Origin of the sequence: Pseudoalteromonas sp. AOP7-A1-14, from assembly GCF_052376275.1 — a bacterium.
GTDB lineage: Bacteria > Pseudomonadota > Gammaproteobacteria > Enterobacterales > Alteromonadaceae > Pseudoalteromonas.
Map to the genome: position 1 here is coordinate 1 of NZ_JBQSVO010000044.1, position 25,932 is coordinate 25,932.

20 protein-coding genes, 8 tRNA genes and 3 pseudogenes are annotated in these 25,932 nt (G+C 39.7%); 9 read left to right on the top strand and 22 right to left on the bottom strand.

Features of this window, described 5'->3' with window-relative positions; all coding sequences use genetic code 11:
- Nucleotides 1–202 precede the first annotated feature (202 nt).
- Complete coding sequence (locus tag ACT3RM_RS08655; protein ID WP_444511360.1) at nt 203–1,666, top strand: alanine/glycine:cation symporter family protein; 1,464 nt, start codon at nt 203–205, stop codon at nt 1,664–1,666.
- A gap of 558 nt (nt 1,667–2,224) precedes the next feature.
- Here ACT3RM_RS08655 and ACT3RM_RS08660 read toward each other — a convergent pair.
- From ACT3RM_RS08660 to ACT3RM_RS08715, 12 genes are all read right to left on the bottom strand, one after another.
- Nucleotides 2,225–2,311, bottom strand: a tRNA-Leu gene (locus ACT3RM_RS08660).
- 35 nt (nt 2,312–2,346) lie between these two features.
- Nucleotides 2,347–2,420, bottom strand: a tRNA-Cys gene (locus ACT3RM_RS08665).
- An 18-nt stretch (nt 2,421–2,438) separates the two neighbouring features.
- Nucleotides 2,439–2,514 (bottom strand) — tRNA-Gly (locus tag ACT3RM_RS08670).
- A gap of 60 nt (nt 2,515–2,574) precedes the next feature.
- Nucleotides 2,575–2,661 (bottom strand) — tRNA-Leu (locus ACT3RM_RS08675).
- A gap of 39 nt (nt 2,662–2,700) precedes the next feature.
- Nucleotides 2,701–2,776: transfer RNA gene (locus tag ACT3RM_RS08680), tRNA-Gly, on the bottom strand.
- Nucleotides 2,777–2,854: 78 nt separating this feature from the next.
- A tRNA-Leu gene (locus ACT3RM_RS08685) sits at nt 2,855–2,941 on the bottom strand.
- Nucleotides 2,942–2,978: 37 nt separating this feature from the next.
- Nucleotides 2,979–3,052: transfer RNA gene (locus ACT3RM_RS08690), tRNA-Cys, on the bottom strand.
- Nucleotides 3,053–3,079: 27 nt separating this feature from the next.
- Nucleotides 3,080–3,155 (bottom strand) — tRNA-Gly (locus tag ACT3RM_RS08695).
- 141 nt (nt 3,156–3,296) lie between these two features.
- Complete coding sequence (pgsA, locus tag ACT3RM_RS08700) at nt 3,297–3,842, bottom strand: CDP-diacylglycerol--glycerol-3-phosphate 3-phosphatidyltransferase (RefSeq protein ID WP_441833781.1); 546 nt, start codon at nt 3,840–3,842, stop codon at nt 3,297–3,299.
- A gap of 41 nt (nt 3,843–3,883) precedes the next feature.
- Entirely contained in the window at nt 3,884–5,707 is a 1,824-nt protein-coding gene (gene uvrC / locus ACT3RM_RS08705; protein ID WP_441994874.1) for an excinuclease ABC subunit UvrC, read from the bottom strand.
- 8 nt (nt 5,708–5,715) lie between these two features.
- Nucleotides 5,716–6,366, bottom strand: a complete 651-nt coding sequence (gene uvrY, locus ACT3RM_RS08710; protein ID WP_441835183.1) for a UvrY/SirA/GacA family response regulator transcription factor — start codon at nt 6,364–6,366, stop codon at nt 5,716–5,718.
- 108 nt (nt 6,367–6,474) lie between these two features.
- Complete coding sequence (locus ACT3RM_RS08715) at nt 6,475–7,626, bottom strand: dicarboxylate/amino acid:cation symporter (RefSeq protein WP_441835182.1); 1,152 nt, start codon at nt 7,624–7,626, stop codon at nt 6,475–6,477.
- Between the two features lie 243 nt (nt 7,627–7,869).
- Between ACT3RM_RS08715 and cysK the strand changes: the two genes are divergently transcribed.
- Together cysK and ACT3RM_RS08725 are read left to right on the top strand one after the other, a co-directional pair.
- Nucleotides 7,870–8,838, top strand: a complete 969-nt coding sequence (cysK, locus tag ACT3RM_RS08720) for a cysteine synthase A (protein ID WP_441835181.1) — start codon at nt 7,870–7,872, stop codon at nt 8,836–8,838.
- Nucleotides 8,839–8,889: 51 nt separating this feature from the next.
- Nucleotides 8,890–9,266: pseudogene (locus ACT3RM_RS08725) on the top strand (hypothetical protein).
- Between the two features lie 113 nt (nt 9,267–9,379).
- On the opposite strand, the gene ACT3RM_RS08730 reads toward ACT3RM_RS08725, so the two are convergent.
- The gene (locus ACT3RM_RS08730; RefSeq protein WP_441835180.1) at nt 9,380–11,659 is read right to left on the bottom strand and encodes an acyl-CoA dehydrogenase; all 2,280 of its coding nucleotides are present in this window, start codon (nt 11,657–11,659) and stop codon (nt 9,380–9,382) included.
- A gap of 121 nt (nt 11,660–11,780) precedes the next feature.
- Between ACT3RM_RS08730 and ACT3RM_RS08735 the strand changes: the two are divergent.
- Nucleotides 11,781–12,278 (top strand): annotated as a pseudogene (locus ACT3RM_RS08735) (M2 family metallopeptidase); the annotation flags it as partial.
- Between the two features lie 73 nt (nt 12,279–12,351).
- Here the strand turns inward: ACT3RM_RS08735 and ACT3RM_RS08740 are convergent.
- Together ACT3RM_RS08740 and ACT3RM_RS08745 are read right to left on the bottom strand one after the other, a co-directional pair.
- On the bottom strand, nt 12,352–13,569 hold the full coding sequence (locus ACT3RM_RS08740) for a pyridoxal phosphate-dependent aminotransferase (RefSeq protein WP_441835179.1): 1,218 nt from the start codon (nt 13,567–13,569) through the stop codon (nt 12,352–12,354).
- Between the two features lie 89 nt (nt 13,570–13,658).
- Nucleotides 13,659–13,994 (bottom strand): Hpt domain-containing protein, encoded by a 336-nt coding sequence (locus ACT3RM_RS08745; RefSeq protein WP_441835178.1) that lies wholly within the window; start codon nt 13,992–13,994, stop codon nt 13,659–13,661.
- A 113-nt stretch (nt 13,995–14,107) separates the two neighbouring features.
- Here ACT3RM_RS08745 and ACT3RM_RS08750 point away from each other — a divergent pair, with 113 nt between their 5' ends.
- Nucleotides 14,108–14,770: a tRNA-uridine aminocarboxypropyltransferase gene (locus ACT3RM_RS08750; RefSeq protein ID WP_441835177.1), complete on the top strand. Its 663-nt coding sequence runs from the start codon at nt 14,108–14,110 to the stop codon at nt 14,768–14,770.
- Nucleotides 14,763–15,542 (top strand): CLCA_X family protein, encoded by a 780-nt coding sequence (locus ACT3RM_RS08755; RefSeq protein ID WP_441835176.1) that lies wholly within the window; start codon nt 14,763–14,765, stop codon nt 15,540–15,542. Before ACT3RM_RS08750 ends, ACT3RM_RS08755 begins: the two co-directional genes overlap by 8 nt.
- On the opposite strand, the pseudogene ACT3RM_RS08760 reads toward ACT3RM_RS08755, so the two are convergent.
- The 3 genes and pseudogenes from ACT3RM_RS08760 to apbC all read right to left on the bottom strand — a co-directional run bounded on the left by ACT3RM_RS08760 (nt 15,496) and on the right by apbC (nt 18,057).
- Nucleotides 15,496–16,157, bottom strand: a pseudogene (locus ACT3RM_RS08760) (EAL domain-containing protein). The gene ACT3RM_RS08755 and the pseudogene ACT3RM_RS08760 sit on opposite strands and share 47 nt — an antisense overlap.
- Before the next feature lie 227 nt (nt 16,158–16,384).
- Entirely contained in the window at nt 16,385–16,975 is a 591-nt protein-coding gene (dcd, locus tag ACT3RM_RS08765) for a dCTP deaminase (RefSeq protein WP_441835175.1), read from the bottom strand.
- A 2-nt stretch (nt 16,976–16,977) separates the two neighbouring features.
- On the bottom strand, nt 16,978–18,057 hold the full coding sequence (gene apbC, locus ACT3RM_RS08770) for an iron-sulfur cluster carrier protein ApbC (RefSeq protein ID WP_441835174.1): 1,080 nt from the start codon (nt 18,055–18,057) through the stop codon (nt 16,978–16,980).
- A 177-nt stretch (nt 18,058–18,234) separates the two neighbouring features.
- On the opposite strand from apbC, the gene metG reads away from it, so the two are divergent.
- Nucleotides 18,235–20,259, top strand: a complete 2,025-nt coding sequence (gene metG, locus ACT3RM_RS08775) for a methionine--tRNA ligase (protein ID WP_441835173.1) — start codon at nt 18,235–18,237, stop codon at nt 20,257–20,259.
- A gap of 120 nt (nt 20,260–20,379) precedes the next feature.
- Nucleotides 20,380–20,559, top strand: coding sequence for a DUF6435 family protein (locus ACT3RM_RS08780; protein ID WP_441835172.1), 180 nt, complete (start codon nt 20,380–20,382; stop codon nt 20,557–20,559).
- Nucleotides 20,560–20,599: 40 nt separating this feature from the next.
- Here the strand turns inward: ACT3RM_RS08780 and lepB are convergent, their stop codons facing one another.
- From lepB to aceK, 4 genes are all read right to left on the bottom strand, one after another.
- Nucleotides 20,600–21,250, bottom strand: coding sequence for a signal peptidase I (lepB, locus tag ACT3RM_RS08785; protein WP_441835171.1), 651 nt, complete (start codon nt 21,248–21,250; stop codon nt 20,600–20,602).
- Nucleotides 21,251–21,397: 147 nt separating this feature from the next.
- Nucleotides 21,398–21,655: a DUF2999 family protein gene (locus tag ACT3RM_RS08790; RefSeq protein WP_441835170.1), complete on the bottom strand. Its 258-nt coding sequence runs from the start codon at nt 21,653–21,655 to the stop codon at nt 21,398–21,400.
- Nucleotides 21,656–21,755: 100 nt separating this feature from the next.
- Entirely contained in the window at nt 21,756–22,730 is a 975-nt protein-coding gene (locus tag ACT3RM_RS08795; RefSeq protein ID WP_441835169.1) for a zinc-binding dehydrogenase, read from the bottom strand.
- Between the two features lie 347 nt (nt 22,731–23,077).
- On the bottom strand, nt 23,078–24,871 hold the full coding sequence (gene aceK / locus ACT3RM_RS08800; protein ID WP_441835168.1) for a bifunctional isocitrate dehydrogenase kinase/phosphatase: 1,794 nt from the start codon (nt 24,869–24,871) through the stop codon (nt 23,078–23,080).
- Nucleotides 24,872–24,975: 104 nt separating this feature from the next.
- Here aceK and ACT3RM_RS08805 point away from each other — a divergent pair, with 104 nt between their 5' ends.
- Nucleotides 24,976–25,923 (top strand): LysR family transcriptional regulator, encoded by a 948-nt coding sequence (locus ACT3RM_RS08805; protein ID WP_441835167.1) that lies wholly within the window; start codon nt 24,976–24,978, stop codon nt 25,921–25,923.
- Nucleotides 25,924–25,932: the final 9 nt, after the last annotated feature.

Here is a 25,932-nt window from a genome sequence, read left to right on the forward strand (position 1 = left end):
TAACTTTTTACGCAAGCGTTTTTTGAAATAAATTGCCATATATTTTATACCGCAAACATATACACCCATACACACCACATAAGCACAATTTACCCACAGAAGCCTGTGCATAACTGCAGGATATTTTCTTTTAAACTAAACTATTGAGTATACCTATGGTAGATTCCGGGCCGAAATAAAAATCAGCTTTTAGGTAAACGCTATGTTCGACGTAGGCTATATACTCAATAACATCTTAACGACTCCTCTACCTTCTATTAGATCCATAAACGATCTGGATGTATTCATTTGGGGGACTGTCTTGATATACCTTCTTATTGGTGCAGGTATATTTTTTACAGTACGGTTAGGTTTCATTCAAATACTGCAATTCCCTCATATGATAAAGGTTATGCTTAAAAGTCGTGGAGGTTCAAAAGATGGAATAACCTCTTTCCAAGCTTTTTGTACATCCTTAGCTGCGCGAGTAGGTACAGGTAACATGGCCGGGGTAGCATTAGCTTTATATTTAGGGGGTCCAGGAGCAATATTTTGGATGTGGCTTATTGCTTTGATCGGCATGGCGACGAGTTTTGCCGAAAGCACGCTCGCTCAAGCTTATAAAAAAAGGGATAGCCATGGGAATTTTCGTGGTGGTCCCGCTTATTATATGCAGTATGGTCTTGGTAAACGCTGGATGGGTATTGCGTTTTCATTATGTTTAATCCTAGCTTTCGGACTAATTTTTAATGCAGTGCAAGCAAATTCAATCGCTGTTGCCTTTAACGTGGCCTTTGGCGTACCAGATTATGTTGTCGGTATCATATTAGTTACTACAACGAGTCTGATTATATTTGGTGGGATTAAAACTATCTCTAGATTTGCTGAATTAGTCGTGCCCTTTATGGCGCTTGTCTACTTACTAGTTGCACTATATGTATGTGTAATCAATTATGCCAAGTTACCGTCAGTATTTATGCAGGTCATCGATAGCGCATTGGGTATAACCCAAGTAGGTGCAGGTGCATTAGGCTACGCTGTTGGCCAAGCATTAATCGAAGGAATCAAAAGAGGATTATTTTCAAACGAAGCTGGTATGGGTAGTGCAGCGAATGCGGCTGCCACAGCTACACCGAACCCGCCTCACCCTGCCTCACAGGGTTATGTACAAATGCTAGGTGTATTTGTAGATACAATGGTTATTTGTACTGCCACAGCGGCGCTAATTTTATTATCCCAACAACTTGTCCCAGGCTCTGGGTTAACCAGTATCGCACTCACACAAGCAGCATTAGTAGAACATATCGGCCAAGGTGGGGCGATTTTTATTGCTATTGCAATTTTATTCTTCGCTTTCACCTCTATAGTCGCTAATTATTCCTACGCGGAGTCAAATTTATTATTTCTAAAACACGATGATAAAACAGGACTATTAATATTCAGGTTTTTAGTATTAGCTATGGTTATGTTTGGTGCTTTAGCAAAAGTAAAAGTCGTATGGACATTAGCGAATGTATCTATGGGATTTATGGCTATCATAAATATCATTGCTTTATTTATGTTGTCAGGGGTCGTGGTCTGGCTAGCAAAAGATTATAACAATCAACGCAAGCAAGGATTAGTACCAACCTTTGATAAAAGTAAACACCCTAAACTTTCAAAAGAAGTGGATCCTAGCGCGTGGTAACCACTTAAACTAAAAAGGTATCGGCGAGCACGTCGGTACCTTTTTAATTGGTTACATTTTGATTTAAGGCTCAGTTTATCTATAAGTCCTAAAACATACTTAGCAAGGTGTTAGTATACGCGGCTCAAAATCGGATATATTTATAATTGATCCATTAATTTTAATCTTATACTTGCTCATGCGTAATTGCTTAACAATATTTACTTACTCTTATGTAAAACACTCTGATAATACTGCTTGTAGCTGTTATTTTTGCTATATCGTTAAGGTTTATTTAGCTCTTAACTGGTAATTATTTATGGTGGGCATTATTTATCATATGCCTTACTTAGGTGCTGAGTTGACTAATTTCTTCTACTTTCAATGAATTATTAATTGAAGAGGTAACCATTGCAATGGGTATTAATACATGCAAAATGGCCAAGCAGACGATTATACAGTCCCCCATTGGCTAATACCTTGTTTAAATTTTCATTATAGTGCTCATATACGAAATGATATTAGTATAGTGTAAGCGGATATGAGTATGGGTATTATTTACATAAAGGAAGTAAAAAGTGGTGCCCGGAGCCGGACTTGAACCGGCACGCCCTGTTGAGCGAGGGATTTTAAATCCCTTGTGTCTACCAATTCCACCACCCGGGCATCGGGTTGCTCTATGAGCATGTGGAGCAATTAAATGGAGGCGGAACCCGGAGTCGAACCGAGGTAGACGGATTTGCAATCCGGTGCATGGCCACTCTGCCATTCCGCCTTAACAATTCCAAATAATTGGAGCGGCACACGAGGCTCGAACTCGTGACCTCGACCTTGGCAAGGTCGCGCTCTACCAACTGAGCTAGTGCCGCAAATATTAAAAATTAACTTATAAGTTTGAATTGCACTTTAGTTATGCAACATCCAAATATTGGTGCCCGAGGCCGGACTTGAACCGGCACGCCCTGTTGAGCGAGGGATTTTAAATCCCTTGTGTCTACCAATTCCACCACTCGGGCATCGAGTTTGCTACTAAAAGCAAGTGGATAAAACTAATATGGAGCGGCACACGAGGCTCGAACTCGTGACCTCGACCTTGGCAAGGTCGCGCTCTACCAACTGAGCTAGTGCCGCATCATATTAATTCTAAACATAACAAAGTTATATTATTTTTTATATATTACACATTGGCAATGTAATAAAACCACAAAGTGGTGCCCGAGGCCGGACTTGAACCGGCACGCCCTGTTGAGCGAGGGATTTTAAATCCCTTGTGTCTACCAATTCCACCACTCGGGCATCGAGTTTGCTATTTAAAGCATGTGGAGCGTTGAAATGGAGGCGGAACCCGGAGTCGAACCGAGGTAGACGGATTTGCAATCCGGTGCATGGCCACTCTGCCATTCCGCCCCAATGTCGGGGTAACCTTAGATAATTTGGAGCGGCACACGAGGCTCGAACTCGTGACCTCGACCTTGGCAAGGTCGCGCTCTACCAACTGAGCTAGTGCCGCATACATCAATCATCTTGGGGCTGTGCCCTCTCAACACGGACGCATTCTACAGAGATTATTAAACGCGTCAATACAAAAAATGCTAGTTTTGGACTGTTTGCTTATTTTTTATCTAAAACGGTCTGTTATTAGACATTTACGTTAATTTTTAGTCAGTTCCCCCCATGCAGCGAACAAATATTGTAGCATTGAGCTTAAGGTTAAAAAGGTTGCTATATAAAGTAATGCATAGCTTAAATAAACCATCCAACTATCAAATTGCCAGATCAAACCAATGATAGCGAGCATTTGCGCTGCGGTTTTTGTTTTGCCCATATTCGATACAGCAACATTATCGCGCTTGCCCTGCCCTGCCATCCATTCACGAAGTGCAGAAATAACAATTTCACGGCTGATAATCACCAACGCTGGAATAGTCATATACAAAGATTGATAATAACTAGATAAAGCAACCAATGCAGCACATACCATTACCTTATCGGCAACAGGATCTAAAAACGCGCCAAATGGTGTTGATTGATCAAGCCTACGTGCAAGGTAACCATCAAGAATGTCGGTTATTGAGGCGAACAAAAAAACAAAAGCCGCAACAAAAAAAGCCCATGAGTAAGGCAAATAAAATATCACCAAAAAAATGGGGATAAGAAAAAGTCTAAAGGTTGTGAGTGTGTTTGGAATATTCCACATAACTACTTGGAGATGTCTTTTTTTTATATTCGCATGAAGGACTACGCCTTGTCATGCAAATGATTAAATATCTTCTCAGCCATGTCAGGGCTGATCCCAGGAACTTGTTTCAGTTGTTTTATATTAGCAGCTTTTACCCCTTGCATGCCCCCTAAATATTTTAATAATACTTGTCGACGTTTTTGTCCTACGCCACCGATTTCTTCTAATAGTGATTGTGTGCGCTGTTTTTGGCGTTTATTACGATGTCCTGCTATTGCAAAACGGTGTGACTCATCACGAATATGTTGAATTAAGTGCAGCGCTGGCGCATCAGAATCAAGTGGAATTGTTTTACGGCCACCATCAATTAATAATGTTTCTAGGCCTGGCTTCCTGCTTGTGCCTTTTGCAACACCTACTAACAAAGGTACTTTAGTATGCGACCAAGTTTCAAAATATTGCTCTGCTCTACCTAACTGCCCTTTACCACCATCAATAAAAATAACATCAGGGATTTTTTCTTCATCTACTAATTTGTTATAGCGTTTATTAAGCGCAAACTCCATTGCAGCATAATCATCACCACCAGTGATGCCTGTAACATTATAACGCCGATACTCTTTATTACTAGGCCCTTGAGAATCAAACACTACACAACTTGCAACAGTGTTTTCTCCCATTGTATGGCTGATATCAAAACATTCCATACGATTGATATCATCAAGACGAAGTGTTTCTTTTAATTGCGCATAACGTTTATTAATTGAATCCTGAGCGCTTTGTTTCACATTGATACTATTTAGTGCATTTTTAGTGGCCAGTTTGAGATATTGCGCTCGCTCACCCCGAGTAACCACTTTTAAACTAACTTTTCGCTCAGAAATAGACGAGAGTGCAGCACTTAGCGCTTCATTTTCATTTGTCTCAAAAGGTAAAATAACCTCTTTGGCTATTCGTCCTGTTGCGCCGGTGGCTAAATAATACTGTCCCAAAAAGGAAGTAAGAATCTCTTGCTCAGAGGAGTCTTTAGGAACTTTAGGAAAATACGTTTTGCTGCCCAGTACTTTATGGTCACGGATCATTAATAAATGAATCGCGTTTAAGCCGTTTAAATGTGCAAAACCGACAACATCCATTTCGGCGTGACTACCTGATATAGACTGCTGTTCTTGCATTTTACGCAGTAACATTATTTGATCACGCACTTTAGCCGCGGCTTCAAACTGCAAAGCATTGCTCGCGTCTTCCATTTTCGTAATTAAGTCAGAAATTACTTCCTGAGACTTACCCATTAAAAATTTACGTACATAATCAACTTGCTCAGAATACGCCTCGTCCGTCACTTTATTTACACACGGTGCTGAACAACGTTTTAATTGATATTGTAAACAAGGCCGACTACGGGCGCGATAGTAAGCATCTTCGCATTGGCGTACAGGAAAAATCTTTTGCATTAAGCGTAAGCTTTCAGACACCGCTCCCGCACTTGGGAATGGTCCAAAATACTCACCTTTAGTTTTTCGACTCCCCCGATGAAATGAAAGTCTAGGGTGTTTGTGAGCCGTTAATAAAATATACGGATAGGACTTATCATCACGCAACAAAATGTTATAGCGCGGCTTATATTTTTTAATGAGGTTATTTTCAAGCAGCAACGCTTCTGTTTCGGTATTAGTAAGTGTGACTTCTATAGCTTCAATATTACTTACTAAAACGCGAGTTTTACTGTCTGTGATATTGCCGCGAAAATAGCTGGCAACGCGTTTCTTTAAGTTTTTAGCTTTACCCACATAAATAACTTGGCTCTCACTATCAAGCATCCGGTAAACACCGGGTTCACTTGAAAGCGTTTTTAAAAAATGCGCTGAATCAAACTCTGCCATAGGGCTAGTTAGTGCGAACTTTCTATATCGATCATCTTGTGGCGGATAGCTAAGTGCGTTAGCTCTACATCCCCCCCAACATTAAGCTTTTCAAACATACGATAACGATAACTGTTGACAGTTTTAGAGCTCAAGTTTAAACGTTCTGCGATATTCTGCGCTTTTTCACCTTTAGTGATCATTAACATAATTTGTAATTCACGTTCTGAAAGGCTTTGAAAAGGATTTTCATCAGTGCGTCCGGTGATTTGAGCTAACGCTATCTGCTGAGCTATTTCAGGAGCAATATAACGTTGACCAGCATTAACAGCACGAATAGCGTTAACCATTTCGTCAGAACCAGCACCTTTAGTTAAAAAGCCATGCGCACCAATTTGCATTACTTTACTTGGGAATGGATCTTCGCAGTTAACCGTCAGCACGATGATTTTAACATCTGGGCAATAGCGACAAATTTTCTTTGTGGCCTCAAGTCCACCAATGCCAGGCATATTCATATCCATTAACACAATATCGGGAGAGTGTTGACGACAAAATTGTACGGCTTCTTCACCTGTTTTAGCTTCACCAATCACTTTAAAACCACGAATATCATCTAAAATTCGTTTAATACCTGTACGAACAAGCTCATGATCATCAACTAAAAGTACATTAATCAATGGTACACCCTCAAAAAACCAAATATCTGCTTTGGCAACAACTTAATGCAGCAACATTAGCATAGAAAAGATAAAACGATAACTCTATTATGAATGCTTTCAACTAATTTATGAATCTGCTTTTTTGCTAAAGCGATCAACCCATAAAGCAATCACACCATCACCTGTAACATTACAGGCAGTACCAAAACTATCTTGCGCAAGGTAAAGTGCAATCATCAGTGCAACGGCACTGTCGTTAAAGCCGAGCATACTGGTTAATAGACCCAAAGCAGACATGACCGCCCCGCCTGGTGCTCCAGGGGCTGCAATCATAACCACTCCTAACATCATAATAAATGGCAACATATCTACCAATGAAGGAACATCCATACTCGGTGATAAAAACATTACTGCCATGGCACAAGTAACAATAGTGATTGTTGAACCCGACAAATGAATAGTTGCACACAAAGGTACGCTAAAATTAGCGACATCTTCTTGGACATCATTAGCTTTACTGGCACGTAATGAAATAGGAATCGTTGCGGCGCTCGACATAGTACCTAGTGCAGTAAAATAGGCTGGAAGCATGTTTTTAATTAATTCAATCGGGTTACGTTTTAATAATACGCCCGTACTAATATAAAGCACACTTAGCCATAACCAGTGCATAACAAGTGCAGCAACGAGCACAACACCGAATGTTTGTAGTGTCTCAAATACAGTACCTGCAACAGTCATTTCAGCAAATACACCGGCAATATAAAATGGTAAAGCAGGAATAATTACCTTTGCAAGTAAGGCATCAATTATATCTCGCCCTTGGTCAGATACTTTTTTAAGTGTCTCTAGCTGTAATTGGCTTATCCCAATACCAAATATAAATGCACTTGCAAGTGCAGTCATAACATCCATTAAAGGAGGGATTTTTAAATTAATCAAATTACTTAACGGTGTCGCTACTTCTGCATTGAATGTTAATCCACCATCAAATAGTGGAATAATTGCGCTAACAAGCATAAAAGCTAATGTACCCGCGATAATTGTAGAGCCATAGGCAAAGCCGACCGTTTTACCCAATAAATGGTTTGAGCCTTTAGGTAACCCAGCAATACCTGAAGCAATAAAAAATAAAATAATAAGGGGGATAGTAAAGGTAAGCAGCTGTCCGATAATTTCTTTTACCGTGTAGAGCAGCTCAACACCTGTTAGCGGCACATAAAGACCAACTAAAATACCCGCAACAATACCGGCTATTAATTTTAAAATTAAGTTCATAACGATCACTTCACTATTACAATAAGTAAGTTTTACCATGTTTTAATCTGCATGTGTTACAAAACCGCTCAACAACGGTTTGTTTGCGCAAAATATCAGCGGATCGTAAGCAATAGTCGAATAAATATATCTTATAGCCAAACTTTACTTTAATTTTTTTCAATCAGCAGTAAAGTGTGCTTATTAAATACTGATTTTAAAAATCAGTCCCGTTTGAACAAATTACACCTAAGGGAACATTCTATGTCTACAATTTTTGAAGATAACTCACTAAGTATTGGTAACACCCCCCTAGTTAAACTTAATCGCGTAACAGGTGGAAATGTTTTTGCTAAAGTAGAATCACGCAACCCAAGCTTCAGTGTAAAATGCCGTATCGGTGCCTCAATGATCTGGGAAGCTGAAGAGTCAGGTTTATTAACTAAAGATAAAGAGCTAATCGAGCCAACTTCTGGGAATACAGGTATAGCACTGGCATTTGTTGCCGCTTCTCGAGGTTATAAACTAACACTAACGATGCCTAATACTATGAGTCTTGAGCGCCGTAAGCTATTAAAAGCACTTGGTGCTAACTTAGTACTTACAGATGGTGCAAAAGGTATGAATGGCGCCATAGAAAAAGCTAAAGAAATTCAAGCCAGTGAACCTGGAAAGTTTATCTTACTACAGCAGTTTGAAAACCCAGCTAATCCTAAGATTCATTTTGAAACTACAGGCCCAGAAATTTTTTCAGCCACTGACGGAAAAGTTGACTTTTTTGTAGCGGGTGTAGGAACCGGCGGTACAATAACAGGTGTTAGCCGCTATTTAAAACTTGAAAAAGGCTTAGATGTTAAAGCAATTGCGGTTGAGCCAACAAACTCACCCGTTATTAGCCAAACACTAGCCGGTGAAGAAATTAAGCCCGGCCCTCATAAAATACAAGGTATTGGTGCAGGCTTTATTCCAGGTAACCTCGATTTAGAAGTAATTGATGGCGCTGAATTAGTTTCAAATGAAGATGCTATTGATATGGCACATCAATTAATGAAACATGAAGGTATCTTAGTAGGTATTTCTTCTGGTGCTGCGGTTGTTGCAGCTAAACGTATTGCTGAAAAACCTGAAAATGCGAATAAAAATATTGTGGTTATCTTACCAAGTGCTACAGAGCGCTACCTTTCAAGCCCAATGTTTGCTGAAGAATTCAGTGAAAAAGAAATGGTTCAATAAACAACCATTTCTTTATAATTAAAAAAGGGTGGCTAAGCCACCCTTTTTTAATTGCTTAACGCTTGTGGTGACTTAAAAACACCACAAGGTGAGAGTAATACGCCTGATAACAGCGCTGCGCTATTTTTTGATATTCTTTATAACCAACAAGGTCTTGAAAAAGCTAGCACTATGGCTCCCTAAAATGGCAAGAATAATGAAGTCATACGGCACACCTAACCAGTTCGTCCGTAACTTAGTTAACATGCAATATGACAATGTGGTAAATATGAGTTTACGTGAGCAATATGGCGAAGAAGTCGATATTAATCTGATTTTTACCGGCCAATTTAATGGGTAATAAAGTGGATGACATGCGCAGCGTTAAAATGATCCGCAAAAAAGGCAGTTGGTATATTAAAAGAATAGCTATCTTTTTCCCTTATTAAAAGCAATGTAAATCGCTGTTCAACCAATCCCCCGTTAAACGCTGAATTCTATATACCTAAAAAAGGCCTTGCTATCTACAAGGCCTTTTAGGTTTATTCTTAATAAGAGAATGCTACAACTCACCTTCTTTAAAGTTATCGACGGCTATCGCCTTTTTTCGTAACTCATTAGCCGCTTGCATTTGCTTAGCCGTTGCATCATCAATTAGCTCATTAGAGGCAGCAGAAATAATTGCATCTTCAATATTTAAATTGTGTTCCAATTTACCTGCACGTTGCCACTTTTTAAGTTGTTTAAATTGCTCACGGGTTTCTTCCATGGCAATAAACGCGTTTTCCATAATGCCTGTACCGGCATTATCATCTACATGGCATAAGTGCGTTAAGCGGTTACGAAACACACCGGGTTTAGTCATGTGATCACACATTGTTTTTGCAATATCATCACTTGGGCTGTGGTAATGGTTTCCAACCGGGAACACTATGCGTTTGAGTATAAAATTAACGACCGGGTTCGAGAAATTTTTAAAGAACCCATCAAACGCTTGGCCTATTTCAAACAATGAATGCTCAACAGCATATTTAACAAAAGGTAAATCCGCTTGCTGACGTCCTTCATCTTCATAACGCTTTAAAACAGTTGATGCTAAGTACAAATGACTTAATACATCACCTAAGCGAGCTGAAATCATTTCTTTTCGTTTTAGCTCTCCACCTAATACCAACATGGCAACATCGGTAGTGAAAGCAAGGCCTCGGCTCATACGCCCTAGTTGCTTATAGTAATTAGCTGTTTCGCCAGATACTGGTGATGATGCAAAAACACTTCGAGTTAAACCATGAGTGAATGCCATACCCGCATTCGTGGCAGCAAATAAAATATGCTCCATTAACAGTGAATCAAATTCTTTCAGCGCTAAATCACCATCTTCCATCGCCGCGGCATCCATTTCTTTAAGTACAAATGGATGGCAGCGTGTCGCGCCTTGACCAAATATCATCAAATTACGGGTAAGAATATTCGCCCCTTCAACAGTAATTGACACAGGTATACCCATATAGCCATGCGCAAGGTAGTTATTTGGCCCAACCTGAATTCCTTTGCCTGAATGAATATCCATCGCATCATTCATCACTGTACGCCCCATTTCGGTCATGTGATATTTTGCTATTGCAGTTACCACCGACGGGCTTAATTTTAAATCTATAGCCCCTGCAGTCATCAAACGACAAGACTCCAGTGCATACGTTAACCCGCCTATACGGGCTAATGATTCTTGCACTCCCTCAAAATGACCGATTGATAAACCAAACTGTTGACGGACCATCGCATAAGCTGACGTCATACGCGCTGCTAAATGTCCTGTTGCACTGCTTAATGCAGGTAAAGAAATTCCACGCCCAGCACTTAAACATTCAACCAGCATACGCCAACCACGACCAGCGCCTTGCTCCTCGCCAATGATCCAATCAATAGGAATAAATACATCTTCGCCATAAGTGGTGCCATTCATAAAAGCCATATTCAGTGGATAATGACGTTCACCTGTTTCAACACCAGGGTGGTCGGTAGGAATAAGTGCACAGGTAATGCCCAGCTCTTTATCATCGCCCAATAAACCATCAGGGTCATACATTTTAAAAGCTAAACCAAGCACTGTTGCAACCGGCGCCAGTGTTATATAGCGCTTTGACCAATTAAGCCTAAGCCCTATCACTTGTTCACCATTAAACTCGCCTTTACAGACCACCCCTGAATCAGGAATGCTGCCGGCATCAGAACCCGCCTCTGGACCGGTGAGAGCAAAACAGGGAACATCATCCCCCTTAGCAAGGCTTGGTAACCAGCGCTGTTGTTGCTCTTTTGTACCATAATGTAAAAGGAGTTCTCCAGGTCCTAAACTATTGGGTACCATTACAGTTACCGCAGCAGTTAAGCTTTTAGTAGCAATTTTTGCTACTATGGTTGAGTTAGCAATAGCTGAAAACTCTCGTCCACCAAATTTTTCAGGGATGATCAGCGCAAAAAAGCCTTCCACTTTTAAGTAATCCCAAACCTCTTTTGGTAAGTCTTTATCTTTTTGAACAATTTGGTAGTCGTCAAGCATACTAAGTAATCGCACCACTTGCTCATCTAAAAAAGCTCGCTCTTTGTCACTTAGTTCAGGTTTTGGGTATTTATGTAATTGTTGCCAGTCTGGATTACCACTAAATAATTCACCATCCCACCATACATCACCAGCTTCCATTGCTTCTCGCTCTGTTTGCGAAAGCGGCGGGAGTACCTTTTTAAACATTTTAAATGCAGGTCGAGTGATAAGGTTCATACGGATATCTTTCACCGCAAAAATAACCACTACCACAACAACCACTAGTAGAATAAACACTGACATAGATACTATCCTTCACGTTTCTGGTAAATATTGATAATTTAATTATGACCTATCCCTGTATAAATACAATCTCAGTGTAAAGCTATCTTTGCTCATAATTAAAACGGCTCAATATATGCTAGTCACCTTAATATGCACAATTCCACGTTCCATACAGAAGCTTAATATTAAGACATTCGATAAAGTTACGTTTATTTCATTTGGTTTATTAAAAGATCAATGGCGTTGGAAAGTTTTCTGATCAAGTAGCGCCTGAAAACTAAAATCAAGCGTGCTGGGATTCAAGTGAGAAGTACCAAGGTGTAGAAGCCCCCTTATACACATTATTTTTAGCGCATATTCTACAGTTTGATTTTCATCGTAGCTTATACGAAATCGCGGGAAACAAAGAAGCTATTCATCGTTGCTCGGTCTATAACTCTAATACCGCCATAGAAAAACTCAAAGCCAGGTTAGAAGTGGGGTCAAGTCGTCCTTGTCAAGAAGCGCTTTAAACCGCGACGGGAAAGTCTGAAATGAATGCTACCGCCCTACTAGGTTATTTTCCCGGTTACAACAATACCTTGATGAGCAAAACAAAGTTCATCAAGGTGGTGGTAAGTTTATTAGCCTTATTTAAAGATTAATTAAAAGTACTTACAAAAAGCCCGTGTTAATAACACGGGCTTTTATATTTTTATAGTCGCTTAGTTTTAGCTTTGCTTATAATCGCTGAAGAAACGCTGCATTTTATCAACCGCACTGGTAAGGTCATCTTTATTAGGTAAAAACACTAACCTGAAATGATCTGGGTTTGGCCAATTAAACGCGCGGCCATGAACCAATAAAATCTTTTCAGCTTTAAGTAAGTCCAAAATCATTCGCTCATCACTTTTAATATTAAAGCGCTCAGTGTCTACTTTAGCAAACGCATACAATGCGCCTTTTGGCTTTTTACAGGAAATACCATCAATTGCATTTAAACCTCGCCATGCAATATCGCGCTGCACATATAAACGTCCACCGGGGTCAATTAAACTATCGATAGATTGTACGCCGCCCAACGCTTGTTGAATTGCATATTGTGCGGGTACATTGGCACATAAGCGCATAGAAGCCAGTATGTCTAAACCACGAATTAAGTCATCCATTAACGATGTTCGACCACTAAGCACCATCCAACCCATTCTAAGACCTGCTGCTCGATAAGTTTTTGCAAGGCCGTTAAAAGTAATAATAGGCACATCATCACACAGTGCGCCGATCGAGCTGTGGCTTATACCGTCATAAAGAATTTTTTCGTAAATTTCATCACTTAACAGTAAGAGTTTATGTTCGCGAGCAATATCAATCAATTGCTGCAATAAATCATCAGAGTACACTGCCCCCGTCGGGTTATTCGGGTTTATAAGTACCAGAGCTTTTGTTTTTGAAGTGATTTTACTGCGGATATCAGCAATATCTGGAAACCAATCTTGCTCTTCATCGCACAGGTAATGTACCGGATTGCCGCCTGCTAATTTAACCGAGGCCGTCCAAAGCGGATAATCAGGAGCAGGAATAAGCACTTCATCATCATTATTTAATAATGCTTGAGTGGTCATTTGAATAAGCTCACTTACGCCATTACCGATATAAATATTATCAACGTCTAAGTTGTACAATCCGCGTTGTTGGTAATGCTGATAAATAGCTACACGGGCTGAGTAGAGGCCTTTAGAGTCACAGTAGCCCTGAGCTGAGTATAAATTACGAATAATATCACGGTGCATATCTTCTGGCATATCAAAACCAAAAGCAGCTGGATTACCGATATTTAACTTAAGAATATTTTGACCTTCATCTTCCATTTTACGCGCTTGTGCTAACACAGGCCCGCGAATGTCATAGCAAACGCCATCTAGTTTTTGACTCTTTTTTATTTCTGACATTTTTACCTCTACTAGTGAGCAGTTAGATTACCCTAAAATGCCTATGGATTTAAGCCATTGAAACTGAATTTATTTCATTATTAGCGTGATTACAGCCAATCATTTAGTTTTATTTTTGAACCCGAAACTTGTCCATCCAACTGTTTGGATACAGCAATAGCATTAACTACATCAGCATTGTTTAAGCTCTGCTCAATTTCGCGGGCAACTTCAGATAAACTCGTGGCACCAAACTGTGCCGCGTTTGACTTTAAACTATGTGCATGGCGTGTTGCTGCTTGAACATCATTATGAATAGTAGCTAATACTTCCCCACCAAGACGTTCAAACTCAGCACAACAAAAAACTAATGTGTCACTAAACTGTTCACCTAGTAATGACTCCATACTTTCTAATGCACTTTCATCTATTGTCACTGTATTCATTTATTATCCTTAAAGCCAATCTACTTATTTTTATTAAAACACCCACGTAAACTTAACTTAGCAGGTATAATTAGGTATGATTTTTGTCTGTTTATTATCAGTTAGTTTACGTTATGTCTCGTTCAGTTTGCAATCATTGCCAATATAGCCAACAAACCTGCATTTGTGATGCGATAGAAGCTGTTAAGAATAACCTAAAAATAATTATCTTACAGCATCCTAGTGAAGTAAAAGCCAGTAAAAACACAGCTCGTTTAGTAAGTCTTGCACTCACGAACTGTGAAATTTATATTGGAGAGTGTGATGAGGATTTTCCTTTTTTAAGCGATTTTCCTACAGACTCTACTGCTGTGCTATATCCCGATGAAGATGCCATAGTTCTTGACGATAAAGTAAAGTTTTCTGACCATACTACTGGTAATAATAATGAAGGCACTAGCGAAAATAAGGGCGAAGTTAATAACTATCCCTCCCCTTTTTCAATAAGCCATTTAATAGTTATCGACGGCACTTGGAAAAAAGCATTTAAAATAATACAGTTAACACCTAAGCTTAATCATTTTCAAAAAGTTAGTTTTAAGAATTTACCAACCAATCGTTATGTTATTCGTAAAGCGCTAAGGCCCGATAGCTTATCTACTTTGGAAGCCATTGCTTATAGTTTAAAGTTACTTGAAAACCAACCTACAGCGCCATTACATAAACTACTTAATGCCTTTATTGAAAAGCAAACCCAGTTTATGCCTAAACACGTAAAAGCCCGTTATTTTGACTAAAAACGTTAACCGATTACGACGCGGGTTTTACCGACAAGGACCTGACTACCGCTTTGATGATCAGGTCGATTTTTTAGATATTCGCGACACGTTTGGCTTTCGTACCATGATAGTTGGTAAGTGGGTAACAAAGGAAGAACGCTTTATTAGCGCGAATTTAATTTATGATGCTCTGGCAGATTTAGCGCAGATTCTACAGTTGCCACCGAAAGCAATTGGTCTGCGAGGAAAGTTAAATTTTGCTTTTGGCCATGGCGGCCAGCAAGGTGTACAAGCACATTATAATAGCGCTACACAAACCTTGGCACTGGCAAAGAATGCAGGCGGAGGTGCCCTTGCCCATGAGTGGTTTCATGCTTTTGATCATCATATTTGCCGGTTTTTATTTCCCTGTGCATTGCCAAATCAATTTGCATCTGCTCGCTGGCTTCAAGCTAAAGTAGCCGTCGCACACCCACTAAACCAAGCCTTATGTGCGTTTTATAAAGCAGTGTTTTTAACTAATCAAGAAGACAAAGGAAATGACTATGTTAAACAAGCAATCGCTTTTGATACTCGCCACCAGCAACATTATATGAGTATGCCTGAAGAATTAGCTGCGCGCTGCTTTGAAGCCTGCATAGCCCGCCACAGACACATAAAAAATAGCTTTTTGGTAGGCACCCTCAAACACAGTGGACTAATTTATCCAGCCGAATCGGTACTTGTTAATGCCGATAAAGCACTTAATGATTATTTTTCCCAGTTAGGTTATTTACTACACCAGGCGTAGAGGCATGATTTAAATAATCACTTAGCCACAGCATGTAATCATTAAATGCCAATGGCTTAGAAAAATAATAGCCTTGACCAATTTCACAGCCGTAACTTAGTAACACTTGTAATGCCTGCTCACCCTCAATACCTTCCGCTATTACCTGTGAATCTAAACTTTTAGCTATATCGCAAGTCGCCCGACAAATAGTTTGTCGTTTTTTGAATACTCAAGATTCGTCACAAATTGCTTATCTATTTTTATTTCATCAAAGCCAATTTGACTCCGTGTGGCTAAAGAAGAATAACCCGTGCCAAAATCATCTATCGCAATTTTAACACCAATTAACCGGTACTCTTGCAGGGCTGTTTTTATATTTTGCCCTTCATCAAGCGTAGCCGACTCTGTTAATTCAATCATAATGCTATTAGCCGACAGTTGATATTCATTAAGCAAAGTTATAAATAACACTGGTAACTCTTTACGGGTTAAGTCTTTAGCCGAAATATTAATTGATAAAATATGCTTCGGGTAACGTTTTATTATTTCCCCTTGAAAGGCAAAGGCTTGTGTTACCACCCATTCGGTTAATTCTGAAATAACACCTGATGACTCCGCAATAGGAATGAACAAATCAGGGGGACATGTCCAAGCTCAGGGTGGTGCCAGCGAAGTAAAGCCTCTGAACCATAAATTTTAGCATCCGTTAAATACACATGAAGTTGAAAATAAAAATACCTCTAGCATAGTGTGTTACTTATTCATTTTATTCTGTATGACTTGAAAGAGGAAAATTGCCAGCTTGAGTTAATGTTTAAGCACAAAAAAGGAAAGCTTTTTATCTTCTATAAAAAACAGTATTACTGGTTGTTATCATCGCTTATGCGACTTGCCACTGCACTATTTTGATCTTTGTATTTAGCATCCTTACGCGTGTTATAAGGTGTCGATGATGGGCCTGACATCGTTTCAAAACTCATCGCGCCTATTTTCATCATCGGCCTAAGTGCTAACGGTAGCTTACCTGAATTATAAAACTCTAAAACAATATTGCCTGACCAACCAGGATCGATTCGATGCGCAGTCACATGTACCATTAAACCTAAACGGGCTAATGAAGAACGACCATCAAGCCAACCCACTATATCGGCTGGTAAAGTCACCTTTTCATAGGTGATTGCCAATGCAAGTTCGCCAGGGTGCAAGAAAAAGGCATCGCCTTCAGCTAACACTATTTCGTCACTCATTATTGATTCCATGGCTTTATTTAACTGATCTTTTGGGCCACTTAAATCAACATAAGCCGCGGTGTGATCTTGAAAAACCCGAAACTTATTACCAAGGCGTAAATCAACCGTCACTCCAGAAATCATATCTTCGCTAGGTGTCGGTTCTATTATAATATGTTCATCATCAATATATTGTTTAATATGGGTATCTGATAATCTCATTTTTAGTCATCCGTAATCACAATTTCAACCGCGCTTTGCGATGATTGTTGATAATATAAACTGCTCGCTAATAACCGTGCGGCACTTGTAAAGGCGTTACTAAGAGGCGTATCGACATCACGAGATATTAATTTACCTTGCTCTGAATATTCACGTATATCAGTTGCCAGCGGTATATTGGCAAGCACGGGAACGCCATGCCTACTAGCAAGCTTGATTGCACCGTCTTTACCAAATACATGATTTGACTCACCACAGTGATCGCACACAAAGTAACTCATATTTTCAATTAACCCAAGCACAGGCATATTTACCTTGTTAAACATGGCGATACCCTTTTGCGCATCGGCAAGGGCTAAATCTTGTGGAGTAGTAACAATAAGTGCGCCACTGGCAGGAACTTTTTGGCTCATGGTTAATTGAATATCGCCGGTGCCCGGGGGCATATCAACCACTAAATAATCAAGCCCGCCCCAATCTGTTTCATTAAGTAGTTGATTTAACGCGCCTGATGCCATCGGCCCACGCCAAACAGTAGCGTCGTCACTCGGTACCAAATAACCGATTGATTGTGTTTTAAGGCCTTGAGCATCAAAAGGCAATAATTGCTTATTATCTTTTGTTTTTGGCTCTGCGCCTTGTAAGCCCAATAACATGGGGATAGAAGGGCCGTAAATATCTGCATCAAGTACACCAACAGCCGCGCCTTCTAGCTGCAGTGCTGCCGCGATATTAACCGCCGTAGTTGACTTACCCACGCCACCTTTACCTGAAGCTACTAACACAATGTGTTTAATGTTTTTAAACTTACTCGGCTCAGTTAATTGTACTTCTGCGTTGATGGTTACTTTGTAGTTAAGTTGCTCAGTTAAAAACGTGGCAACCTTTGGCATTTCTTGTAAAGCCGCAAAAGGCAGCGTTAAAGACAGCACAAGGGTGTTACTATCATCTCTTGTAATAGTATTTATAAAATTTTTATCCAAACCTATGGGAAATGCGCCGCTGCGGTAGTTTGCCAAGGCTGTGAATATCGGTTGTTTTTCCAGCGATTTGCCGGAGAATAGTTTTGACAGTCCAAACATAGCAATAAATTAGCGTTTCTTTGATGAAAATTGCCTCGGAATTATGTAACATTCACGGCATTAACACCAGTCAATTAACAAATATCGCGCGCGCAATCGCTTATTGGCTTTTAGCGCATGATAAAAATATGATAAATACGCCACAAAATAGCGATTTATCCTCAATTCGGAATGATTATGGCACAGCGAAAGATCCTGATTACCAGCGCATTACCTTATGCCAATGGCCCCACTCACCTAGGCCACTTATTGGAATATATCCAAACTGATATTTGGTCACGCTTTCAAAAACAGCAAGGCCACGAAACATATTACGTTTGCGCCGACGATGCCCATGGCACACCAATTATGCTTAACGCGCAAAAACAAGGGATCACGCCAGAAGCAGCGGTGGAAAAAGTGAGTATAGAGCGCCAACGTGACTTTGCTGACTTCAATATTAAATTTGATAACTACCACAGTACTCATAGCCAAGAAAATAAAGAATTAAGCGAGCTTATTTACAACCGCCTTAATGATGCCGGCCATATCAAAAAACATACTATTTCACAGTTATTTGACCCAGAGAAAAGCATTTTCTTGCCAGACCGTTTTGTAACAGGCACGTGCCCTACATGTAAGTCTGAAGATCAAAATGGTGACAGCTGCGACGCTTGTGGCGCAACCTATAGTCCAACAGATTTAATTAATCCACGCTCTGTTATGTCGGGTGCAGAGCCTATTTTAAAAGATTCTGAACATTATTTCTTTGACCTACCAGCATTCGAAGGCATGCTAAAAACATGGCTCCATTCTGGAAGTATTCAACAAGAAATGGCTAACAAGCTTGATGAATGGTTTGCTGATGGCTTGCACCAATGGGATATCAGCCGCGACGCGCCTTATTTTGGTTTTGAAATTCCTAATGCACCAGGTAAATACTTTTATGTTTGGCTGGATGCGCCCATTGGTTATATGGCCAGTTTTAAAAACCTTTGTGAACGTGAAAACATCGACTTTGATGCGTTTTGGCGCGAAGGCTCAGACGCAGAGCTTTATCACTTCATCGGCAAAGATATTATCTACTTCCACAGCCTATTTTGGCCAGCAATGCTTGAAGGCGCACAGTTTAGAAAGCCAACCAATGTATTTGCCCACGGCTTTGTGACCGTTAACGGCGCAAAAATGTCAAAGTCAAAAGGCACATTTATTAAGGCACGAACATATTTAGATAACCTCGACCCTGAATACTTACGTTATTATTACGCTGCTAAACTCAATGGCGGTATTACCGACCTTGATTTAAACCTTGAAGACTTTGCTCAGCGCGTAAACTCTGACTTAGTGGGTAAAGTAGTTAATATAGCGAGTCGTTGTGCAAACTTTATCACTAAAAAGTTTGACGGAAAATTAAGTGACACAGTCATGCAACCACAGTTATTGGCTGAGTTTCAAGCCGCTGCTGATGTTATTGCTGAATATTATGAAAACCGTGAGTACAGCCGCGCAATTCGCGAAATAATGGCGCTTGCCGATAAAGCAAATCAATTTATTGATAATGCCGCGCCTTGGGTGCTTATTAAAGACGAAACCAAGCAACAAGAAACTCATCAAGTATGTTCCCTTGGCTTGAACATGTTCCGCGTGTTAATCACCTACTTAAAACCAGTTTTACCAGGTATGGCAAGTAACGTTGAAGCATTCTTAAACGATGAGCTAACATGGCAAGGCGTGCAAACAGCACTCACCAATCACGAAATAAATAAATTTAAACCATTAATGCAGCGCGTTGAAATGGATAAAGTAAATAAAATGATTGATGAATCAAAAGAAAGCCTATTAGCAGAAAAAAATAAAATCGATCAAAATAGCCCTCTCGCTAAAGAGCCGATTGAAGCTGAAATTGAGTTTGACGACTTTGCAAAAGTAGACTTACGCATAGCTAAAATAGCCAAAGCTGAGCATGTTAAAGGTGCTGATAAACTATTAAAGCTTACCCTTGATTTAGGCGGCGAATCGCGCCAAGTATTCGCGGGCATTAAATCAGCTTACGCACCTGAAGATCTTGAAGGAAAGCTCACCGTGATGGTTGCCAACCTTAAACCTCGTAAAATGCGTTTTGGCATGTCTGAAGGTATGGTGCTTGCGGCAGGCCCTGGTGGTAAAGAAATTTATATTCTTAACCCTGATGAAGGATCAGAGCCTGGTATGCGTGTAATGTAATTGTTCAGATAGATGTAAGCCGCTGTTCACAGTTCAGCGGCTTTTTTTTGCTTTAAAGAAAATGATCGACTATTGCCCATTTTTCGTATCTAAAATATATAGCTAAAACGAGAAATAAGTATGTTTTCTTTATTCAAAACAGATCCATTAAAAAAATTGAATCAGCAATATAGTGCCAAACTTGAAAAAGCCATGCTTGCACAACGCAATGGCGATATAAAAGGTTACTCTGCACTTACATACGAAGCCGAACAAATTCTTGATAAAATCAAAGTGCTAGAAAATAACAAAAGCAGCTAATGTATTACCCTCTATGCACATTTAGTATGCTTTACTTTAGTTAATAAAGTGATTTAAGCACTCGTTCTTTACGAGGTAAGTAATAGTCATCATAATCCAGCGAGACGATCACCCGCTGCGCTTTACCTAGTAATTCGGCTCTGGGCACTAAGCCAATCACTCTGGAGTCTGCACTGTTATCACGATTATCCCCCATTGCAAGATACATATCTTTTGGAATCGTTACTGCAGGAAAGTTTTGTACCGCAGAATGTTGTTTATCCAATTTTATCGCGTGCTTAACACCATGAAGATCCTCTATTGTTATATAGCTCATTGGGCTTTCACTGATGTTAGTGTAATTGATCTTTTTATCATTAATTACTAACTGATTATTAATAAGCGCGACTTTGTCACCTGGCATACCGATAACTCGTTTTATTAAACGATTTTGCGCAGCGGTAGAATCAAATACTATTATATCGCCTGTTTCTGGCTCGGACAGCCGTAACAATGATATTTTTGTAAATGGTACGCGTAGGTCATAGGCCATTTTATCAGTTAATATGCGGTCGCCTTCTACAATCGTCGGGTTCATCGATCCAGTAGGTACTTCATACCAATCGGCAACAGCACTTCTAAAAACACTCATTAGACAAATAAAGACGATGAGTGAGCGATTATTCTTCCATATTTTTGCAAGCGGTTTCATATCGGCTCTCTATATTGTTGGTTTTAATGATTATTTACAACTACAGTTATGACTAATATTTGTTTGAAGGGGTTCAATCAGGAGTGTAACAAAGTGTGTGCTAGATCCTAGGCCAAGGCTAACACCTTGGCCTAATTGTATAAAAAATTACTGTTGGTTATTTAACTGCTCTTTCGCTTTTGCAAATTCAGCATCACTAATACCTAACTCATCGCTTGCTTCTTTAATTAAATGTGGCTGAGTCATCACTAAGCCCATCAGCTGTTGTAACTGCTCTGGTGGAATACCTAACTGCTGAACAAGTGCCATTGCCGCCATTGGATTTTCGGTAAAGGCCTGAAAAAGCTCATGGACTTTTTCATCGCTTACGTTGTGTTCTTTTAGTGTTGCTATAATTGGATTCATAATACGGTTCACTTTTTATTTAACGTTCAATTTAACTTCAATTAAGCCATTGCGTATTTATTGGGTCTGCGTCATCATTTTTAAAGTCATAAAAAGTAACTTAGTCTTCAGCTGTAACCAATAACACCACTTTCCCCGCATTTTCGTTGTTTTCCAGCATTGCATGGGCTTCACTTGCTTGTTGCCAAGGTAACGCTTTATAGATATTTAAATCAAAATGCTGATTTTTAATATCGTCATAAAACTTAGCTACAAACTCATCTCGCAATTGGCGTTTAAATACTTGGCTACGGTTTCTAAGAGTGGAAGCATGAAACGATATACGTTTTTGTAATAATTTAGCAAAGTCCACCTCACTAAAACGCCCATCTAAAAATGCTAGCATGACAATTTGGCAATCCATAGCTGCAATACTGGCATTTCTATTTAAATAACTGCCTGAAACTGGATCAACAATTACATTAGCGAGTAGTTGATGTTCGTGCATATACTCAACAAAGTCAGTAGTTTTATAATTTATAACATGATCAGCCCCTAGCGCCTTTGCATGCTGACATTTTTCATCACTACCCGCGGTTATAACCACTGTTGCACCTACACGCTTAGCCATTTGAATTGCCGCGCCGCCCACGCCGCTTGCGCCAGCATGAATTAATGTAGTTTGACCTTGTTGCAAATTACCTAACTGAAATAATGCGCCAAACGCGGTTAAGTACACTTCGCTTATCGCCGCCCCTTCCTCAGCACTAATATTCTCTGGCAATGCCATAAGTTGCTCGGCATCAACAGCGACATATTCACTGTATGCGCCGCCGGCACACAATGCGAATACCCCTTTATTTAACCATGAAGTATTGTCTACTTCATCACCGAGTTCAACAACCGTTCCTGCGCATTCTAGTCCTAAAATAGGGCTGTCACCTTTAGGGGCTGGGTACTTTCCTTGGCGCTGCATACAGTCAGCGCGGTTAACACCGATTGCCGCCACTTTTATTAATACTTCATTAGCGTTTAATTGTGGCTTCTCAGTCGTGCTCATACTAAGTTTATTATCATGGTGAGAAATATATTGCATTTGAGCTCCTTCACTAAAAATCAGAATTAATTAATCTTTCGCCAAACTTCGACCACCATTAATTTACCATTTATCCTCAGATAATGATGCTATAATAGCCATTCTATTTTGTAATCAACCGCCATTCTCATGCGAATAATAAAGTAATATTACCGTACGAAATTTTTCGATAAATGACTTGTTTTTAAGTGTATATTTATTAGCAGTATAATGAAATGTCGCATCCTTTTAAGTAATGCAATTCAAATTACCTTTGGGGGCGAAACTTTATAGAGATGACTTTAGATCCTTTAGCCACTTCAAACTAATATCGGTAGCTATCTCCTTAACTTTTGTTTATATACCCTTTAAAAGCGCCAGCTTTGTTTATACGGATAAACATCAGGCAATTGACCTGCTTGAATATGTGTTTGGCAAACCTGCCAAAAATTAGCACTAAATAAATCCTGATGTTGCAAACAAAAGTAATCATATGCACGGGGATTGGCGCTAAAGAAAATACTAAATTGGCTCGGAAAAATGTCATTCTCAGCTACATCAAAGTAACTTTCACTGCTGAGTTCTTCAAAGCTATTTTGACTCGTTGGTAATTCCCGAAATTGGCAGTCTGTTAAGGGGCAAATTTCATCGTAGTCATAAAAAACTACTCGCCCCCAACGAGTTACGCCAAAGTTTTTCATGAGCATATCACCCGGGAAAATATTAGCACCAGCCAAATCTTTAATTGCTTTACCGTAATCGTTCATTACTTCAACTAACTGTTTTTCTTCGCATTGAGTAATATATAAATTCAGTGGCATCATTTTACGTTCAACGTAGACGTGTTGCAGTACTAAAGCTTTGTTGGCTATGATCATTGAACCTGCAATACTCTCACGCATTTGGGCAAACAATTCATCACTAAACCGACTAAGATCAAAAGCAAGGTAACTAAACTCATGGGTGTCGGCCAAACGCCCCACTCTATCGGCTTGTTTTACGAAGTCGTACTTAGCCATTACCTGTGCTTTAGTTGCTGTTTTTGGGGCACTGAATTTATCTTTAATAACTTTGTAAACATAGTCAGAGCCGGGAGTTGTAAATACCAACATCACCATGCCAGGAGTACCTGGGGCTATAATATATTTATCACAAGCGGGGCTATTTTTGGTGGTGTCGACCTTATAACGATAAAACTCGGTTTTAGCATGCTTAATAAAGCCAATGGCGTTAAATAATTCAAAACGTTTTTTATGGGGCATTAATACCGATAAGTAATCCACATAACGCGCGGGTTGATCAGTATCGACCATAAAATATGTACGGGCAAAACCAAACAGTAAACTCAGTTGATCAGCCCCCATCATTACGGCGTCAAGTTTTAAACCATTCTCTGTATTTAAAATAGCAATAGCAAAGGGCATATTATCGCCATTTTTAGCGATACAACGACCTATAAGATAGCAGGCTTTATTTCTAAAAAAGAGTGAGTTAGCGTATTCGATGTAGCCATCATTTAATTTAAGTAACTGATAAACTTGTGGGCATTGCTCTTTAGCTCCCGCACTTAGCGTTTGCTGTAATAAAGCAATATCGCGTTCAATGTTTTCAAATGGTGTTCGAAAAACATGGCGTTTAACTAGCATGTCAATAGCTTGATCAAAACCCATTTGTAACGATAAACGACTAACGAGTTGATCGAATGAACGCGGCTTTGCACGGTATTTTGCTTTTAGCACAAACAAATGCACAGTACGAATTTTGCGATCGTCCCAAATAGCGCCAAAAGTAGAATTAAAAAAAGTATGAGCAATGGGCTGATTTTCATGGGTAAGCACCATTTGTGCGTAAATATTTTTAGCTCGCTGCCAAAGGCTACTATTATTTAACTCATCGAAAGCTATTACATTAACCGCATCGCTTACTTTTTTTACCTTCTTTTCATATACCTGTAGCCTTAAACGCATTGCTGATTGCACATCATGCCATTGTCTTTGTTCAAACCGGCTTTGCGCGCCTAGAGTTATATTTAAAAAGTCTGCAAACATCCCTTCAAACCCCGCATAAACAGCGCGCGCTAGCTTAGTAGCAATAAGATCTAATAAAGGCTCGTTTACTGTGATGCTTTTTGGCTCAGCTTTTGACTCAGATAATTCAGACATATATTTATCAGTTATAGTAATTATTTTTTATTAATGATTTACTTACCATAGCAACCGCGCTTTAATTTAGATAATTAATAAAGCAAATAAATAAGATTGATCCGATGAATATAAGAAATGTCGATCTCAACTTGTTAGTCTACTTAAATGTACTAATTGACGAGCAAAATGTGTCTAAAGCAGCCAACAAACTTGCTTTAACACAACCAGCTATGAGTAATGCATTAAAGCGTTTGCGAGGCTTGTTTGACGATCCGCTACTGGTTCGTGCTGCTGGCAATATGACCCCCACGGCGAAAGCACTAAGCTTAAAGCCCGAGATTGAATCTTTGCTTAAAATGGCTGAAGCTATCACCCAGCCGAGTGAGTTATTTGACCCAACTAGCGCTGAAATAACTTTTAGAATAATGGCTAACGACTATTTAGAGTCGACTTTAATTGCACCTTTTATCACCAACCAACTACTAAAACATCCAGGCCTTAATTTTGATGTGTTAAACCCAAGTGATGTCAGCTTACAAGATATGGAAAAAGGCACTATAGATTTAGCTATTAACCGCTTTAATGGTATGCCGCGCTCGTTCCATCAATCAACAGTGTGGAGAGATAACTACTGCTGCTTAAGCCATCCTAAAAGTCCTTATTTAAAAAAGCCAGATTTAGCAAATTACCTTGCCCAAGAACATATTTGGGTTAATCGCGCAGGCTGGGGCCCAGAAGCGGCTATCACGAATAAATCAGGTAGCCAAAAACTCGGCTGGGTTGACGAGGCGCTTTGGCAATTAGAACAGACACGCCATATACGGGTATTTACCCGCCATTACATGATCGCAAGCCTGCTTTGCCAGTCACCAGAATTAATAGCCACCTTGCCACGTCGCCAAGCGATGTTACTGGCAAAACATACCGATTTAGTAATAAGCCCAGTCCCTTTTCAAATTGTGCCAATTGAAATAAAAATGCTCTGGAGCCCATTGCTGCATCACGCTAACCCACATCAATGGCTACGTAGAGAGCTCGTTAGTTTTGCCGGCACTATTGCCGATCGCTAACGGACAAAC